The 14458-nt window shown below is 50.3% G+C and carries 18 protein-coding genes; 1 reads left to right on the plus strand and 17 read right to left on the minus strand.

The features are described 5' to 3' along the window. From JFN88_RS12495 to JFN88_RS12525, 7 genes are all read right to left on the minus strand, one after another. Positions 1-2451, minus strand: a 2451-nt coding sequence (locus JFN88_RS12495; protein WP_500048321.1) for a phage tail protein, incomplete at its 3' end; no start/stop codon positions are given. 3 nt (positions 2452-2454) lie between these two features. Next, positions 2455-3018 carry a phage tail protein I gene (locus JFN88_RS12500; protein WP_199019632.1) on the minus strand — a complete coding sequence of 188 codons (564 nt, stop codon included), beginning with the start codon at positions 3016-3018 and terminating at the stop codon, positions 2455-2457. Continuing rightward, positions 3011-4129, minus strand: a complete 1119-nt coding sequence (locus JFN88_RS12505; protein WP_199019633.1) for a baseplate assembly protein — start codon at positions 4127-4129, stop codon at positions 3011-3013. The genes JFN88_RS12500 and JFN88_RS12505 overlap by 8 nt, the downstream gene beginning before the upstream one ends. Next, positions 4101-4442 carry a GPW/gp25 family protein gene (locus tag JFN88_RS12510; protein ID WP_199019634.1) on the minus strand — a complete coding sequence of 114 codons (342 nt, stop codon included), beginning with the start codon at positions 4440-4442 and terminating at the stop codon, positions 4101-4103. Before JFN88_RS12510 ends, JFN88_RS12505 begins: the two co-directional genes overlap by 29 nt. An 8-nt stretch (positions 4443-4450) precedes the next feature. Further along, positions 4451-4840, minus strand: a complete 390-nt coding sequence (locus tag JFN88_RS12515; protein ID WP_199019635.1) for a phage tail protein — start codon at positions 4838-4840, stop codon at positions 4451-4453. After that, the gene (locus JFN88_RS12520) at positions 4837-5082 is read right to left on the minus strand and encodes a phage baseplate assembly protein V (RefSeq protein WP_199019636.1); all 246 of its coding nucleotides are present in this window, start codon (positions 5080-5082) and stop codon (positions 4837-4839) included. Before JFN88_RS12520 ends, JFN88_RS12515 begins: the two co-directional genes overlap by 4 nt. Continuing rightward, positions 5082-6164, minus strand: coding sequence for a phage late control D family protein (locus tag JFN88_RS12525; RefSeq protein WP_199019637.1), 1083 nt, complete (start codon positions 6162-6164; stop codon positions 5082-5084). Before JFN88_RS12525 ends, JFN88_RS12520 begins: the two co-directional genes overlap by 1 nt. A 92-nt stretch (positions 6165-6256) precedes the next feature. On the opposite strand from JFN88_RS12525, the gene JFN88_RS12530 reads away from it, so the two are divergent. Next, positions 6257-6406: a hypothetical protein gene (locus JFN88_RS12530; protein WP_199019638.1), complete on the plus strand. Its 150-nt coding sequence runs from the start codon at positions 6257-6259 to the stop codon at positions 6404-6406. 139 nt (positions 6407-6545) lie between these two features. Here the strand turns inward: JFN88_RS12530 and JFN88_RS12535 are convergent, their stop codons facing one another. From JFN88_RS12535 to JFN88_RS12580, 10 genes are all read right to left on the minus strand, one after another. Further along, positions 6546-6746: a tail protein X gene (locus JFN88_RS12535; RefSeq protein WP_199019639.1), complete on the minus strand. Its 201-nt coding sequence runs from the start codon at positions 6744-6746 to the stop codon at positions 6546-6548. Next, a complete protein-coding gene (locus JFN88_RS12540) occupies positions 6743-9883 on the minus strand; it encodes a phage tail tape measure protein (protein ID WP_199019640.1) in 3141 nt (1046 codons plus the stop codon). The genes JFN88_RS12535 and JFN88_RS12540 overlap by 4 nt, the downstream gene beginning before the upstream one ends. 148 nt (positions 9884-10031) lie before the next feature. Continuing rightward, the gene (locus tag JFN88_RS12545; RefSeq protein ID WP_199019641.1) at positions 10032-10352 is read right to left on the minus strand and encodes a phage tail assembly protein; all 321 of its coding nucleotides are present in this window, start codon (positions 10350-10352) and stop codon (positions 10032-10034) included. 20 nt (positions 10353-10372) lie between these two features. Next, positions 10373-10891 carry a phage major tail tube protein gene (locus JFN88_RS12550; protein WP_199019642.1) on the minus strand — a complete coding sequence of 173 codons (519 nt, stop codon included), beginning with the start codon at positions 10889-10891 and terminating at the stop codon, positions 10373-10375. Positions 10892-10910: 19 nt separating this feature from the next. Next, on the minus strand, positions 10911-12356 hold the full coding sequence (locus tag JFN88_RS12555; protein ID WP_199019643.1) for a phage tail sheath family protein: 1446 nt from the start codon (positions 12354-12356) through the stop codon (positions 10911-10913). After that, positions 12346-12711, minus strand: a complete 366-nt coding sequence (locus JFN88_RS12560; protein WP_199019644.1) for a hypothetical protein — start codon at positions 12709-12711, stop codon at positions 12346-12348. Before JFN88_RS12560 ends, JFN88_RS12555 begins: the two co-directional genes overlap by 11 nt. Continuing rightward, complete coding sequence (locus tag JFN88_RS12565) at positions 12704-13201, minus strand: hypothetical protein (protein WP_199019645.1); 498 nt, start codon at positions 13199-13201, stop codon at positions 12704-12706. Before JFN88_RS12565 ends, JFN88_RS12560 begins: the two co-directional genes overlap by 8 nt. Beyond that, a complete protein-coding gene (locus JFN88_RS12570) occupies positions 13198-13770 on the minus strand; it encodes a phage tail protein (RefSeq protein ID WP_233167767.1) in 573 nt (190 codons plus the stop codon). The genes JFN88_RS12565 and JFN88_RS12570 overlap by 4 nt, the downstream gene beginning before the upstream one ends. Beyond that, positions 13767-14120, minus strand: coding sequence for a hypothetical protein (locus JFN88_RS12575; protein WP_199019646.1), 354 nt, complete (start codon positions 14118-14120; stop codon positions 13767-13769). The genes JFN88_RS12570 and JFN88_RS12575 overlap by 4 nt, the downstream gene beginning before the upstream one ends. Continuing rightward, positions 14110-14448, minus strand: coding sequence for a hypothetical protein (locus JFN88_RS12580; RefSeq protein ID WP_199019647.1), 339 nt, complete (start codon positions 14446-14448; stop codon positions 14110-14112). The genes JFN88_RS12575 and JFN88_RS12580 overlap by 11 nt, the downstream gene beginning before the upstream one ends. Positions 14449-14458 lie beyond the last annotated feature (10 nt).

The raw sequence follows: 14458 nt of genomic DNA on the forward strand, positions 1-14458 counted from the left end.
TGTCCCTAAGCCCCAATTATACGAGCTAACTATATTAGGCCCATCTGTTGAGGGGGCGCCTATCCTGATCATTAGCCCATCATATCTAACCATGACAGGTAAAGTAGATTTACTGGAATCCGCAGGAATAGCTATCCTCGGAACATAGACTCCGCTGTATGAGTCAAGGGTATACGTTCCGGTCGCGCTTGGCTCCCAAACGCCAATAAGTCGCGTAACCTGTTTACGCGCCAGATTGACCTGATCAGACACAGGCCCGACGCTGCGTAACACCTCGTCAATGATAATCCGCTGATCTTCACGCGCTACAAATGACGGCGGCAGCTTATCCAGTCCGCCCATTACGAGCATCGGATTGGCAAACGAAACTTTCGTTCCTGCTATGTTCCCGCGAAAATAAACTCTAATACGCGTTCTATTACCTACCGTAGCCGCGCCTGGTGTACTCCTGTAACTCATTAAAGCAATTGGTGATGATTCGTCAGAATATAGCGCAAACTCTCCGTTAGCGCTCATATCGCACGACATCGCATAAATCTCATTCGGTACAACCGGCAATGTAATATACATAGTGCGATTAGCAACAGAAGGAGTAAAATCGAAACTGTGACGCCCGGTATAGCCGAAGATATCACCAGATGTTGGTGTTGACATGTTGGACATTACATCAATCAGGTTACGCCCCGGATGCTCGATCACCGCGCCCCGGACGGATTGCATACCGTCGATGTATGGGTAACGGTTATCATCCCACTGAGCACGCGGAATGTTGTACTCAGCCTCGCTTATCTCGAAAATAGCCATAGCGTCTAGCCAGCAATACTGACCGGCCTCCCCACCGTCAGCGTAAGGGCCGATCCTAATTATGTCAGCCGGAGTATTTTTGAGCGTCTTAAAGCGCCGCATTACAGTAGCAAACGACGTTGAATTTATCCGCGAACTTGTCTCAACGGATAAATTATCCGCTGCGTTACTAATGCCGATTGTCAGACCATTAGATAGATTCCCGTTTTTATATCGAGCTACTACAACAAAATGCTTGTTAGCCGGCAGTACCGGCAAAATCGTCGAAAAATGAAAAGATGTACTATCGCTACTTAACGTCACCTTTGCGCTGGCAGAACCAATTTCGTAGTTGCCGACCGTATTGTCATATTGGACGGTACCGCCTGATAACGCCCAGGCAGAGTTGTTTGCTTCGAAGCGCTGCGGCGGAATTATATTTTGCATCGTCCGCCCATATACCGTACCGTCGAGCGGGCTGGCTTGGTCGGTTTCGATTTTATTCACGCCGCGCCCAAGCTGCGCCTGGAGCGTAGCGCTCTCTTTTGCTTTGCCGTCTAGCTCATCCAGCTTGAGCTTGGCCTGTTTGAGTGTTACGGCAGGGGTATCAAAAGGATTTGCCTCACCGGTGATCGCCTTCAATTGCTTCGTGATCCAACTTAGTAGCTGGGTCACCGTACCCGTCAAGCTAAACGCCGTCGATATGTTAGGGTCTACCGTCCGGTTACCTATCTTGGCATCGGTCACGCCGTTATCGGTAATGGATAGGCTTCGGTCAGCGGACAAGTCCCCGCCGCCGCTTAGTCCGCCGCTGGTGTTGATTTTTCTACCGGTCACCGCATGTCCGCTATGCGGTGAAGCAGCGTTAATATGAGCATTCGCGTCTTCCAGCGTAACCGCTGGCAGCGTTCGCCAACTGGTTTTGCCGGTTATGGCTTTGATCATATAAGCCAGCCAGCCCCACAACTTAATAGGAGGTCCGTCATTTCCTGTGGGGGCTTCGGCATCAGATATCGTCCGACTACCAATAACAGCATCAGTTGCAGCTCCGTCCGCCAGTTGCCCGCTCCCCACGGCCTTATCCCCGATCTTTGCTTGCGTGACTCCCTTATCTGCCAACTTTGCCGTTGTGACGGACTTGTCAGGATGATCCAGCACGGCAGCCGTCCTGTGCTGTGTCATCTCGATGCGAAGCGTCTCCAAGTCCTTATGCGTCGCATAAACCAAAGATTGGTCAATGTCCGCGCTCACGTTCGGGGCGTTTTGGACAATGGTAATGACATCAATATACTTTTCCACAATGTCCGGTCCGCCACCGGCAGGAATGTATTCCGCTGTTGACCCCGAATTGGCGTAGCAGTACAGCACCTCCCCGACATCTGGATCGAGAGCGAATACAGCCAGCTCACGAAAATAAAACCCCGCCGTAACGGAAGAGTTTGAAAGATACGATCCCACTAATGCACGGCCAGCAGGCCGCGTCTGTAACTTCCGAATTTCTAAAAACATTTTAGGATCGATCAGACCATTGAGGTCCGCGATGATCTGCCCGCCAAGTTGTCCGCTACCGATCCCGATTCGCGTAAATTTAAGCTGCGTGCCTGTTTGAGCCTTTGCCTGTAGCGTCCGGCCCCTGTTTGTAATTTGCATACCGCCAAATGCGGCCATAGTCTACACCACCTGTTCCACTGTCATGAATTCGCCCATCTGTAGGACGTTCCCGAAATACATCTGCATGATACCTTCAGTTGTGATCTCAATGGAGTCGAGCCAAGAACGAGTATTTTTAACGGATTGAATAGCCGCTACAAATTCCTTTGCCCGCTCTCCTGTTGCGCTCGGATCGCTGGTGACAACCTTAAAATGATAAGGCTCCCCGCCGTACTCATACCATTCCTGCACATCTCCGCTTCCAAAAACGGTTGCAATCAATTCTTTCACAGCGGATGGCGTGCCTTTTCGCTTGTGCCAGGCAAGCGAGTTTTGCACCAATTGTCGGCGCTGTGACAATGGTAGGTCGGGATCGTAAAAATCAACGTGAAATTGATAGGCCAACTCGTCTACCCATCGTTCATCCAGGCTATCCACATGATGCAGGATGGCCGTCTGTGATGCGAGCTGCGTTACTCGAAGCAGTTCCTGATTGATTGCTTCCGCTGCGGCCCTGACTTGTTCGTCGTGCTGTAGATTCGCCGGAATCAGGTCAAGAAGATTGATTTGCCTGATTTCAATCATCTTCAAGCCCTCCATAAGTAACGTTCGTGTTCACCGCAACAGCAACCGCCGTTTTGTCCATAACCTGATGTTCTGGTTGCCCAATGACTACGCGACGCGCCCCGGCATTCATAACCCGTCTGGTCAGCTCTGACGGGTTCAAGTCCCGTCCAATTCGCGACTTTTGCCACAGAACATAATCGCGGACAGCAGCCTGCACGCCAGCTTGAATGGTCATCGCGGCTGTTGCAGACCGGCTGTCAATCCAATAGGTAAGATCGACATCATAGGGTACCCGATCTGGAGCAAGGACCGCTACCCGGTCGGTCAGTGGCCGAATACGTTCGTCGTTGCATACGCCATATACCGCGTCTAGCGTGTCCTGAGTCGGCAGTTCTCCACCGGCCATCAATACTCGTATTTCAACTTCTCCCGGCGCTGGAGACCATACCAGCACATCCGAAATGTCAGGGCTGGCTGTTTTTGCCCAATACTCATAACCTCCAGTTGGCCCGGCAACGGAAAATCGTTCCGGAGAGGTGTATATGCGCTCACGATAACGCTCGTCCGTCTCAACGTCCGTGCCGCCAGAACTCTCCGTTAAATTGGCGATATCCGCTATATACGGCTGTGGATCAACGAGTGTGTTAATCTGCCCAGGCAGTAGCCCATTGCCAATGACACCCGGCGTCAAGCACACACACGGCAAGTCAATGCTCAACTCTCCTGCCAGTATCTCCGCATACTGGATGGTCGCAAAAAACAGATCAGCTCCTGCTGTCACGCGAATGCCCTCGGGTATACTTACCGGACCAGCTTGGGGAGCTGATAGAGTAAAGCGGACGGTCGTTACTGCCGTCCCGGCTGGCGCTCTTACCGTTTCCACCAGTGCGCCCAAGTGATCCAGGTAAGCACCGCTCGCGTAGCGCAACAGGTTTTGCTTTGCGCTATAGTTGATCAGCGCCCGCTGCTGAACAATGATACTGGCCACAGCGTACAAAAAAAGCCGTACCGGATCGCCGGGGAATAACTTCCGGCCCGATATGGCTTCGTACGCTGTGATGATATTCAATTTGACTTCTTCCGGATCGGAGTTCACAAACTCAATATCCGGCAAATCGGGAAGGCTCAAACTCCTCACCTTCTTTCATGCGAAATTTGACGATGGGAATCAAAATCCCTTCATTATCGTTGTTGCTGTACATGACAGACACCACTTCAACGCGGCTCTCATATTGTTCGATTGCTTCGATTATGTTGGCTGTCAGTAGGGCTTGAGCAACCATAGCCGGTTGATCCAGCGGAACATCCACGCCAAATTTTCGGTCAAGCGGCACCGTTCCGGAGATGGTTGTCAAAATCGTTTTTATATTTTGCAAAATGGCATCTGATCCAGATGCCCCAAAATCAACCGTGAACGGATCTCCTGTCACTTCGTATTCCATTTGATCACCTACAAAAATTCTTTTAGTGTCACTGTTGCTTCAGCAACCAACAACCGGCCCCTGTTATCCATATAGGTCCAAGTCGAATTGACACTCTCAATGTACCATTTTCCCGATCCTTCCGGAGCGCCACCAATAATAAGCTTCTCCACGCGCCCTGACTGGCAATAGGTCAGCAGCCGGTTAAGCTCTCGCCGCGGCCTTACGCCATACTGCACATCAAAACGCATCGTGAAGCTAATCGTATCTTGACCCGGCCCGATAAATACAGCCTTTGGCTTCGCCCGAAGCACATCATGAGTGGCCCAGCGTGCTGTAGTGGACCGTTGCAAATCGTCAATGGTCCGAACCGTGTTTTCCCGAACCACAAATACAATCCCGCCGAACGAGCCGATCATGGTTCATCAACGCCAATTGTGCCCAGGAAAAACCCCGTCTCAATCCCGTTACCCAGAAAGACGCACAGCACGGCGTCTCCAATCTCCGGCATCTGGATGCGCACATCATCATTTAATTCGATCGGAGGCATGATGGCTGTGAGCCAATCGGATACCTGGTCCTCACGATCCGGGAATGTGACCCGGATGGCCAACTCGTCCTCGTCTACATCTGACACCTCACCAATGCGAATGATATCCATCAGTATCCCAGCACCTTTCTTAATTCAAGGCGTACATCATACCCGCTGCCGCTTACCGTATGCGTGGCCGTCTCAATAAAATATTTGCCGTTAAATCCGCCAAATCCGGAAAGATTGACGGTAACACCCTGAACCAGCACGTAATCTCCCATCAAAGTCAAGCTTCCCCGCTCCACCTCTTTATTCTTCTGCCGAAGGGCCTTCTTCGCTTTTTTGATGGCCTCTGCCACCGAAGCAACCCGCTCGTTAAGTTTCAGTTCTGGCCCGATTTTTCCGGGAATGCGATATGATCCTTTGATCATGAGTTTCGCAGGCTTCGTCCTTTTCTTGGTAGGTCTCCTTTTTCTTTCGGTCGGCTTGTCCTTTGCATTCTTTTTAGCAGGCTTGACGGTGGTTAAGTACGAAACCGTACAAGCTGCATAGGCAGCGTCCACCGTATTTAAATCAAACGCATACGACAAGATATCCGACTGACCTCGCTCAATCTTGCGAACCGGCACCATGGACTCATATTTCAAATCGTCAAAGAGGACGATGGCGTCATTGGTTACTTTGACGCTCACGCCCTCCTTGTCAGCAATGTCCACCAAAAACGCAATATCGGTTTGATTCGTCTGATCAATCCGGTCATACGTCACATCGTCGGTCTCAAACAAAACCTTCAGCTTAGCGGCCGCGCCGATCCGCTTCGCGATTTGAGATAACGTCACCTTTTCCCAAGCCTTAGTATTTCTTTCGTTTTTCAGCCTGGAATTGCTCGGCAGGCTGGATGCGCGGACTGTTACGGATTCTGGAGGAGCAGAGATGTTGATACTGTCTACCTCGAAAGTCCCACAAGGAACGGAATGCACACTGCCGGGACGATACCAGCTGTACAAAATAATCTTCGCCGTGATTTTATCCCCGGCTTTTGGCAGCCATGGATTACTCCATTTGCCTTCGCGGTCCTCTAGGACAATCTGTAAATCATCCGCCTTGCCCGTGTTGTCTGTAAACGACAGAGATACTAGATAAGGGGAGATATCGCGGGAAATGTTCTTTCCTTCGTAAATCAGCTCTATTTCCGCTCTACGCGGCTTCATTTGATCACCCCATTTTTGGAGGAATATTGCATGATTCTGTCGAATATTGCTATTTGTCTCAATCTAAATTCCCGATACGGAGGTGAATTCAAATGACAGATAAGGAAATCGCAAAAGAGATTATTCTTGCTATGATTGAGCATAAATATCTTTTACGATCTGAATATCCTCAAGTCAAAACAGTATCCGAAATGGTAGGATTGGCTTACAACGAAATTCTCACTGCTTTGCAGGATGAATAAGACCACTTAAAATCTCGATAGCTTTAGAGAGGACATCGATTCTTTCTGGAGCTATCGGAGTTTCCTTTAATTCTCTTTCCAAAGCATTTAGAGCCGCGTCTATCACCTTTTGAGTAGTTCCCATCGCCCTCACCCTTTCTTATCTTCTCCATGGCGGAAGGTCCTCCGCCACTGCCGGTGCAACCTCCGGCACTTGCAGCAACACGCCAGCTCCAAATACGACTGTACGAATATGAGCCAGATTAGTTTGCATCAGCAGCGTCATGCTGCTTTCATTCTGAAACAGCTTATAGGCGATACCATCCCAGGTATCGCCTTGAATCGTCGTATACGTCATCACCGGAAGCTCAACCTCTTCTCTTGTTGCAGCATCGCCTTGAAATCACGCACGAATTCATTTTTGGCCCGCTGCATCGCCTGCGTGATTTTCCCATCTACATCCTTGGAATCGCCGCCCCCATGCACAGTAATGGTTGGATTGAAATGAACTTGAACGTCTCCGGCGTTATGGTTCGTCGTGGAGTTAATCATTTGTGATGCCGCCTCTGCCCGATCATACCCCATCATGCGATTGGTCTGTTCCAGGATCGCGTGGGAACGTGGTTTGTCATTAATCGGGATGGCCGCCTCTAACCCAGCTTCTCCAAAAATGGAAGGCTTGCTTGCAAAGCCACCTTCGGCATATTCATCTATTCCCGAAGGGGCCGTTACCTTAAAGCCAGGATTCCGGATGGCGTCCGCAATGCTTCCGCCAATTTCTGACCAAATTACTTGAATGTTGACTTTGTGGTCGGTCGGAATTTGCGACATCCTTTTATTGACCTCATCAATTTTAATGACGGCCTGGTTGAAGCGGGCTTGTTCTTCTGTTGACATGTCCTTAAACTTCTTGGCCTGTTGTTCTAACGTCCCGCCTAAGTCCAACTCGATAATTTTCTTTTGGGAATCGTAGAGTTCTTGGTAGCTGGACTTTGCAGCCCTGAGTTCATCATCCGACTTCATTTTCTTGTTTACTGCTTTTGATAAATCTTCGTTTAATTTTTGCCTTTTACTGTCTAATGCTCCAGCAGATGCTCCGAGAATCTGGCCAGCATTGTTAAAAGTAAGTCCGACCGTACTCCCCAGTTCATTCGCTTTTTCGAGAAGGTTCTCTATTTTTGCGGTTCTTTCCTCTGCTGCATAAAGTTCAAAAATCCTCCGTAACTGCACCTCATACTGCTCCATAACAGGAATTGCACGGTCGACAGCATCGCGCTCCGCCACCAAGGATTTTACATTCTCTTCCCGTTTGACAACCTGAGCTTCCAAACTTTTAATCTCTTTTTCCAGCTTCGGCTGTTGGGCTCTCTTTTCAGCAACGGCCCCCTCTAAACGGAGCCGTTCCAGCGCCATTTCTGATTCACTCATCTGATCTAGCAAGCCTAGCCGCTCCATAATTCTGCCGTTCTCGATGTCATAGTTCGTCAGCGTTTGCGGGAACAACTGCTGCAGCTCCACGACGATATCTCGCATACGCTGCTGTTTCTCGGCCAACTCTTCCGCCGATCCTGCATTTTTCCGAACGGCATCGTATAACTCCCGATATTCCCGCGTTAAGTTTTTCGTAAAGTCGGACTTTTCGGACACATCCTTATAATGCTTGCTTGCCTCTTGCAGCGAGCTGCCCATATTAATAAGCGATTGACGCGCCTGCTCCTGATGCTTTTTATACGCAATGACGCCTGCGGTCAATAAACCAATTCCGCCGATAGCCAAGCCTACGGGACTTGTCATCATGGATAACGCCGGCCCGAATAGTCGCGAAGCCTTTGCAGCCTGGCCCACGCCACTGGCAGCTTCTCCTGCAGCTTCCCCCGCTTTCGCCAACCCTTTGGCCGCTTTACCGGCTCCTTTTTCCGCGCCGCCTAAAAGCTTCGTGAGGACGGCAATGGACTTCGTAGTCTCCAGCGTGCCCTTCCCCATTTTGAAAGCAGGAATCGCAAGCGCTCCGGCTGCCAATAAACTCGACGTTCCGTTGAACGAAAACGCCTCATTGACCATACTGCCAAACAGTTTTTTTGCTGTACTGCCCATGGTGTTGATGATTCGCACAAACTCGCTCTTGCCGGATTGCTGCCACCAAGCGTCGAAAGGTTGAGAGATAAGCCGATCCCAAGCAATCTTGATTTGACCGAGCCAGTCCGTATTTTTCCACACCGGGCTTTTCGTCATGGCGTCATACTCTTTTTCAAAGCGATTCATGACTTTTGGAATGTAGGCTGTCAACTGATCTGCCGTGCTTCGAATGGTAGGTGCCAGCTTGTTACCGATGGATATTTTAAATCCGTCGACCGCCGCCTTTAACAAGTTCAACGATCCCAAGTAGGTGTCCATTTGCGTTTTAGACATGTCCATCAAAGCGCCGTCCGCGTTAAGGACGCTCTTTTTAAGCGCATCATACTCGTTGCCAAGTCCGTCCAAAATACCCGTGAACGTTTTTAAATGCTCCTTACCCGCAATCATGGCAATGTACTGCGCTTTTTGAGCATCGGTCATCGGATCAAGCCTGGCTTTAATATCCCGGAACGTCCGCTCCAGTCCCTTGAAGTTCCCTTTGGAATCAAAGGCAGATAGCTTCAAATCTTCCATGGCCGTGCCTGCTTGTCCCAACCCGCTTGTAAGGTTGGTCACAATGGCATTCATCGCTGTACCGGCCTCAGTACCTTTAAAGCCCCGGTTTGCCAAAATACCGAGTAGCGCATTCGATTCTTCCAGCGGGACTTTGAACGTTTTGAATACGCCACCGCCTATAACGAAAGCCTCCATGAGTTGCTGCACGCTCGTATTCGCTTTACGCCCCGTTTGGGCGACCATGTTGAGATAGGGCATAAGCTCATTGACACCAATCCCCATCGCGGCCATCGAATCCGTCGCTAAATCGGAAGCAAGCCCCAAATCCATCGTGCCCGCTTCGGATAGCCGAAGCACAGGCTCAATTCCGGCAAGTACCTGTTCAGTATTCCAGCCTGCAAGCGCCAAATATTTCAACCCTTCAGCGGCCTCTGTAGCTGTTTTAGATGTTGCAGAACCCATTTCCTTGGCCTTGGCCGTCAGAAGCTCGAAATCCTTGCCCGAAGCCCCTGAAACCGCCTTAACATCCGCCATCCCTTGTTCGAAGTTGGCAAAGGTCTGCATAATGTCCTTGCCTGCCCCAACAATCTTGTTGACGGCAAAAACACCGGCTACCGTCGCCCCTGCCCGTTTAATAAAGGAAAACACCTTATCCGCTCTCTGCTGCATGTTCTGTAGTTCTTTTTGCGTACGCTTAAGGTCATCCCGCAATGGACGCGTGGTATTGGCAGGTCCGGTTTCTTTATTCATCCGCTCAACATAGCGCTGAAGCTCCTTGAAATCCTTCGAAGCATCAGAAAAAGAGCGCACAAAGGAAGATTCCATTTGTGCGCCCAGTTTAAAGGCGATTTCATATTCCTTACTCATGGTTTACCTTTGCCCTCCTCCCTCATGTCGATCAGCGTATCCTGCCAATCAAAAAGCTCCCGAAACGGGAGCTGGAGCCAGTACGAAACCGGCGTGTGCGTATGGTGGGATAAGGAGAGCGAAATGCGCTTTATTAGACCTGCCGGAGTTATTCGGTTTCCAACTCCTCGGGGACCGAAACCCCATTCATGAAAAAATTTCCGACTTGGACAGTAATTCGCGAAAAATCAAAAGCACTGACCAATTTGAAAAATTCCAAAGGCAGCTTACTTGCACGTGCAGCGAATTGGATCTGATATTCCTTGTTGAATTCCTTCACGACCAGGAATTCATGTCCATTCCCCGCCGCCAAAAATCTTCTTTCGATTGCAATCATATCGTCGCCGGTAACGGAATCAAAGTCCAAATTGATACTTTCAATCGTCTGCCCTTCGAACTCCACCGGTTTTTTTAATGTATACTTCGCCATTTCGCGTCCCTCCTATATAATTACAATCCAAGATTAGCCTTGGTTTTTGCGAGATAGTCCACACCGTTGACTTTGTGAACGTAATTGTACTTATCAATCTCTAGCATTTCTTTGTTTTTGATCATGACTTTGATGTACGTGACGCTGAATGTGTTTGTTGTATCCATGGTGGATGCAGGCTCCAAATTACCAAGAGACAATCCAAGAGGCCGGGCACGTACCGTCACCTTAAATGGGTATTCATCAAAGGCATTGCCAGCCGGATCAAAGGATTGAATCGATGCGCGTAAGTCGATTGCATGAACAAGCGGGGCCATGAGTTTGGCAGCCGCCTCTTCGATGGCGCTCCAGTTGAGTGTCAAGGTCATCGGCCCAGTTTGACCGGGAGCAGGAGCTTCCACCTCACCTGAGATGCCCCCGCCTTTAATCGTATCCGTTAAATAGTTGATTTCCGGCAAATCTGCCGTTGCCGTCCCCAAATATTCGGTGCCGTTCAAGAACACCGAATAATCAATGACGCGCTCTGATCTTTTAGGCATGTGTTATCTCCTTCCTGCGCTATGCGAACAGCGCACTTAAATAGCTGGTGTCGTATTCGAGAACGAAAGCAATTTCTTGTGCCGGACCCGGTGGAGTCAAGAACAAATGGAACGTGATTTTGCCTGCCATTAAACTGGTGTCGGGATTTTCGGATTGATTGAATTCGACCCGGCCTCCCAGCAGCGCCCCGGTCGCCGTCAGACCGTTGAGCCAAATGTTGATGCTGTCCGTTACAGCCGCAATCAGACGCTTATTCATCGGATCATCCACTTTTTGCATATACGTGAGCATCAAGCTGTTTCCGATCCAGTTAAACATGCGCCGAACAGGGATAAAGCTGTCTTTCGGGTCCGTGTTGGCCGGGAATGCCCCGGTCGTATTGCCCCAAGACTTCCAACCACTCGTCCCCAGGTTCAGGGCGGTCATAATCCCCTGACTGTTCAGGTAGCTGGCCTGGTCGATCCCTAGGTATTGACCCGTACCATCAGCCAGCGCCGTGCCGTCTGCCTGCAGCGACTTATTGGACGGCGATACATACGGGATGCCGCCATTATCTGCATCCGTCTGCGCGATGAGTCCGGCCAATTGCGTCGAAAAATGGAAGCGACGTCCGCCCAGTGTCAGCTTGGGATACGTGGCAATCTGCAAGGTGCCCGTGTAGTTATTGTTCGACTTCCACGCGCCTGCATCTGTATATTTTTTCTCCGGATCAATATCCGTCAGGGCCATCGCCTTAAAATTTCCGTTAATATTCCCGGCCTTGGCTTTCATGACCGCTGCTATTTCCGGTTGGTGGGACCAGCCCGGAGAAACGAGCAAGTCCGGCAGCACACCAAAGCGCGGATAAACTTGATTGACAAGCTCAAACCCTGTATAGGCACCGGCTGCTGTCACGCCTCCAATGATATCCGCCGCATTCACAGCGCTCGGATTCAGTTTGTTGTAGCCCATCGAGAGCTGTGTTGCATTCGCGGCAATAGCTCCGCTGGCCAGCGTCGTGACTACAACATGACCGGCATCGTCAAAAGCGGCCACATAGTCCGTGTCCTTGATGTACGTCGTCGCGCCGTCTTGAGACTTGACAACAAGGGACGGCAGCAACACGCCGTCCACCGCAATGATGGCTACCCGATTGCTGACCGCAACACTAGCCGGAGCAACTGTCGTTTTATGCTTGTCCGGGTCAAGTACATTGACCAGAATTAAAGGCGATTTTTGGTAAAGCACGAAATGCGAATAAACCATTTCGGACAAGGTATAGTCCTTCCAGTTATCCGCATAACCCAGCGCCTTTACCGCTTCGGCGTAGGTAAAGGCCAGCACCGGCGTATTCACCGGTACAGCATCTGAAGCGAGATGTACCGGAGCCGTCCCAACGACAAACGGAATCCCCGTCGCCGCTTGCGATGGCGCAAGAACGGAAGTCGGCTGCTCAATAATGGTTACACCATGTTTAAATGCCATTTTCTTTGACTTCCCCTTTCGCGAGTCGTTGATAGGCTACGTTTTCTGCCGTACCGGTCTTTTGAATGCGTTGCTCAACGTCCGCAATTTGTTCCAGCGAAACAATAAGACTGGCGACGTCCGGCAACTCTTCAAGTAGAGATTGCAGATAGTCCGGTACGCCATCGCGAAAAACCGTGGACTGCAACAAACGTCCGCCTCGCAAGTTTGGCCCCAAATAGATGCTCATTCCCAGCCACGGCCCTGCTGCTGCTTGAGCAGCTTCGAATGTGACTCGCCCCGTCTCTTTCGCCGCATCGTCAAGATGCTGAAGCTCTTCCTTTTCTTCTTGTTCTACTTTTTTTCGATCAGTCATAAATGATCGGCACCTCCCGTTTAATTGGCGGCAACTCCCATGTTGTGATAGCCTGCCCAACCCATAGCGGGTAGGGCTGCTCCTCTGGGATATGGGCCTTGTATGGTTTTTTCAGCCGGAATTGTCGGTTAATGATCCCTTTGCGATAAAGCGATTGCCGAACATGCTCCATTAAATTCAGCAAGTCGTAGGCACCGTCTGGATGGACGCGCTGACGATCCGCGTTATCGTCGATTCCATCATGATACACGCCAAAGGATAGAATAACGGTGACGCGTTGCTGATCATCCGTTTCCTCAATGTCGACAATTTTCGCGGTGACATACGGGAAGTCGGTTTTTTCCGCATCTCTCCCGCTTTTAAATGGCAAGTACCAGTCAAAAACTTCCGGCACCCGGTATTCGCCGCTTTCGCCTTTTGTAGCAGCGTAGTCATCAACCGCGCTGCGAAGAAACTGGACCAACTCTTTCAACAGCAAAACGGGTGTCATGTTATCTTCAACCTCCCCAGCACCCGGCCTACTTCATGGTCCAGGCGCTTATTCATTCGTTTGTTTGCTTCATCGTTTAGATGCTCGGCTATGCCCGGCTCTCCCATCATAATCGGGACGGCTGGACCGTACAATTCCTGAATCGGCGTACGTGCTTTCCCTTGCCGCTTGAACACGCCGACATGCCCGCTCCCCATCGAAGAAACGAAAGCGCCGGGAATTGGCCTACCGCCCGAACGCTTGACCGAGGCTTTTAATACCTTGGGTGGGCGTGACGGCGGTTTAGACGGGTTTGTTTTAAAGCGAATCAAAGGAATGTTTGGTCCTCTGGATGTCAGCAACATCTCCATCCGGGCTGGATTGGCCTTTGAAACCTTAATGTTCCCGTACTTCACAATGTCCTTATGCTTGATGTCGTAAGTCTTCCGGATTTGTCGGGATGCTTCCGTCTTGACTCCCTGTCCCACCCGGTTAAGGGCAGCACTGAATGCTTTGGGAATGTTTTTTTGAACAAACTCAATTCCGATGGTCGCTTGCTTCAGTTGCTTGGAGTCGATTGAAAGCTTCATGATTGATTGCCCTCAAGCGTGATTTCAAGGATGCCATCAGCACCTGACACTTTGGCGATCATGTAGGAGTACCCCTTCTTGTCAACATCTCCGTACTGCATCCTTTCCCCCTCTTTGGGCACATAGCCCAAATCCGACTGCCGGACGAAAAAGGTGATTGTCGACAGGTAGACACCCTCAGCCGTTACATTGTTCATCCCATAGGCGGACAAGCTGTTGCGCTCGTTAATCAAATCATTGTCGATCACAACCGATAACTCGACCCCATCAATCATCTTCGGCTCCCCGAACTCATCCGGGTTGATAAAGACCCGTAGATTGTCCTGGGCAATCCAATCTTTAAAGCTCATCGGTGCTATCCGCATTCGTGTAGTAGTCGGTATACTGCAGCACGCGCTCTTCGGCATTGGATGCAGGGTCGATTTCGAGTTCCTTCAGCAGGCTTTTTTGCTTGTCGGCTGCGAGCTTCGCGAACTCTTCCAGATCGGGAAGTTCCACGACATCCTCATCCGCAGCCTTAAATTCAAACGAGTCCGGGGCGACCGGGCTGAACAAATCGATTTTTCCTTTTGCCAACAAATGCGAAACCTCGCTTTCGTCGGCATAAAAAAGGGAGCCGCGTCCGTGCATGGCTCCCTCGTGTAAAACATATCCTTTTTTGACCTGATATTGTGGCATGTGTATTCTC

Origin of the sequence: Paenibacillus roseus (genome assembly GCF_016424485.1) — a bacterium.
Taxonomy (GTDB): domain Bacteria; phylum Bacillota; class Bacilli; order Paenibacillales; family Paenibacillaceae; genus Paenibacillus_D; species Paenibacillus_D roseus.